2 protein-coding genes and 1 pseudogene are annotated in these 2,617 nt (G+C 68.1%); 1 reads left to right on the forward strand and 2 read right to left on the reverse strand.

Annotated features, from left to right (window positions below; genetic code table 11):
* Together PKH97_RS15715 and PKH97_RS15720 are read right to left on the reverse strand one after the other, a co-directional pair.
* Positions 1-1,019 (reverse strand): annotated as a pseudogene (locus tag PKH97_RS15715) (hypothetical protein); the annotation flags it as partial.
* A gap of 2 nt (positions 1,020-1,021) precedes the next feature.
* A complete protein-coding gene (locus PKH97_RS15720) occupies positions 1,022-1,792 on the reverse strand; it encodes a hypothetical protein (protein WP_324388552.1) in 771 nt (256 codons plus the stop codon).
* A gap of 172 nt (positions 1,793-1,964) precedes the next feature.
* Between PKH97_RS15720 and PKH97_RS15725 the strand changes: the two genes are divergently transcribed.
* On the forward strand, positions 1,965-2,617 hold a 653-nt coding region (locus tag PKH97_RS15725; RefSeq protein ID WP_324388553.1), incomplete at its 3' end, for an acyltransferase.

A 2,617-nucleotide genomic window follows, 5' to 3' on the forward strand; every position in this document is an offset into this window, starting at 1 on the left:
GGCGCCGTGCTCGCGCGCAGCCAGCCGCCGCCCGGCAGCTTCGTCGCGAGCTCCTCCAAGGCGCCGCCCGGACGATAACGCAGCACACCCGCGGCCAGCCCGGCGACAGACGCGCTGCCGTCGGCGCCGACCGCGATATTGCGAAAGCCCATGTGCCGCTGATCATTCGACTGATAGACCACCGACTTCGTGGCTGGGTCGTAGGCGAAGAAGACCCCGACATCCTCCTTCGCGCCACCCGCCCGGCCGAGCGGATCCGCAGCCTCGCCATAGATCAGACCGCCCCCGCCGGCCAACGACGGTATGCCGTGGCGCGGCACGGGCACACCGAGGTCGGTGATCGCATAGCTTGCGGTGTCTAGGGCGAAGAGCCGGTCGCCGGGGTAGTTGGCCGTATAGGTCAGCCCGTCCCGATCGCCCCAGAAGGTCGCGAAGATGACATCGCAGCCCGAGCGCACCATCTGGGCGTGGATCTTGCCGTAGCCCCAGTCACCGGGTGTGTGCGGCACCAGCGAGAGGACATCGGAGATGCGCGTCAGGGCGCTGGTCGCCGGGTCGAAGACGAAAACGTACGAGTTGCCGTCGGCCCCGTCGTGCGTCCCCGCGGCCGAGACGAAGCGCCCGTCGGGCAGCACCACGCCCTGTCCCCACTGCGACCACAGTGTGGCCGGGCCGGCTGGCTTGGGATAGACCGCCGCCGTCACTCTCGATTGCCCGGCGCTGCCCTCGGACACCACCGCCATCCGGGCAGTGGGACCGTGCGGCGCGGCAGTCGGTGGCGAACAGGGACCGGTGCCCGTCCCGGTAGCCGCCCCACCCCCTGACCCGCCGGTGTTGCCCGCAGGTCCCGTGCCCGTGGTTGCCGCTCCCGTCGTCGCCGGAGCCGACGAGCCGTCCGTCGTGGTCGCCGCCATTCGCGAGGCACTGGGGGAGTCGGAGGCAGTGGGCGACGTCGTGCACCCGGCCACCGCCGCCCCGGTGAGCAGCAGGCCGACCAACAGCCCGGTGCGGGCGCGCATCCTTACAACTCCTGATATTCCGGGAATCGCTCGAACATCGGAGCGTCGATGCGCCGCACCAGGTCCCGGGTCTCGTCGGTGTAGTACGACCGCCACGGCTGGTCCGCCCGCCGCCCACCCTTGGTCGGGAGCACCTTCGCGGCGTCGAGGATGAACGCGCGCCGCTGCGCCGGCACACCCACCTCGCCGAGCGCGTCATACAACTCGCGATTGAGATTCTCGGTATGAATGAAACGCACATCGCGCGTCCCCTCCACCACCGCTGCGACGATATCCGCGAGCGGTGACCGGACATCCGGAGCAGGTGCCGGCACGAACTGATTCGCGTAGCGCACCGTGCACCAGCCCAGGTCGGGCCGGTCGGGCGTGTCGATCCGGTAGCCGACCCGGCCGAAAACCGTCAGGAAGTCGGCGAAGCTCAACTGCGGGAAAGCCGGGAAGTCCGCTTCGATCCGGTCCCAGTCGTAGGACGCGAACTCCGGATTGCGCCGCCCCTTGGCCCACTCCTTGAACTCATAGGTCGAGACATAGGTCTCGTAGGGGCTGCGCACCGTGGCCAGCACCGGTAGGTGCGCATGGCTTGCCGGTATGCGGTGCCGCGGCGCGTGCTTGTGCACCTCCTGACGCGCGGGCCGGCCGAGCGGTCGAACGCCGCGCAGCCGCTCCAGCAGCTGGCGACGGCGGTCGGGATAGAGCCGGTGGATCATCGCCCCCGCGAAGGTGCCGCCGGTCTTCGGCGGATGCAGGAAGACGAAGTCGTCGGTCAGAATCATCGGCTCACCCCTCCCTCGTAGTGCCCGCCCTGCCTGATCGTATGCGCCGAAGCGCCTCGCGGGCTGCCCGACTGACATGATGAGGCGGCGCAACCGGCGTGATGAGGCGGCGCAACCGGCGTGATGAGGCGAACCACTCCCGGGAGTTGACGGCATACGGCACAATCACCGCGTGCCCCCGGAATCGAGCGTCGATGCCATGGTCAATGGGGCTCAACCGCTTGAGCCTGCGGTCGCAAGGTCGCCCTACCGGCCCGACATTCAGGGATTGCGGGGAATTGCCGTCCTCCTCGTCGTCGTCTACCACACAGGGTCGGGTTGGCTCTCGGGTGGCTATGTCGGCGTCGACGTCTTCTTCGTCATCTCCGGCTACCTGATCACGAATCACTTGCTCGCCGGGCTGACGAAAACAGCTCGCATCGATTTTGGGCAGTTCTATGCCCGCCGCATCCGGAGGATCCTGCCAGCATCCTTCGTCGTCCTTATCCTGACGTCGCTGGCGACACTGGTCTTCGCCTCGCCGATCATCCGGCGGACCGCGTTGAAGGATGCCTTCTGGACGGCGCTGTATGTGCCGAACATCCGGTTCGCGCTGCAAGGTCGCGACTATCTAGCAGAGACCTATCCGTCGCCCTTTCAGCACTACTGGTCGGTCGGGGTCGAGGAGCAGTTCTACCTGCTCTGGCCGTTGCTCCTCCTTCTCCTCTGGCATCTGACGGGCGTGCGGCGCGCCCCGAATCGGCGATGGGTGCTGGTCGGGCTCGCCCTCCTGGTCCTGGCCTCCTTCGGCGCGTCCTGGTGGTTGACCTATGCCGACCGCCCCTG

Origin of the sequence: Nostocoides sp., from assembly GCF_035343835.1 — a bacterium.
Classification (GTDB): Bacteria; Actinomycetota; Actinomycetes; order Actinomycetales; family Dermatophilaceae; genus Nostocoides_A; species Nostocoides_A vanveenii.

What these genes read in the sequence shown, in the direction of transcription:
- PKH97_RS15720 (WP_324388552.1), bottom strand. Translation starts at nt 1,792, where the DNA reads ATGATTCTGACCGACGACTTCGTCTTCCTGCATCCGCCGAAGACCGGC.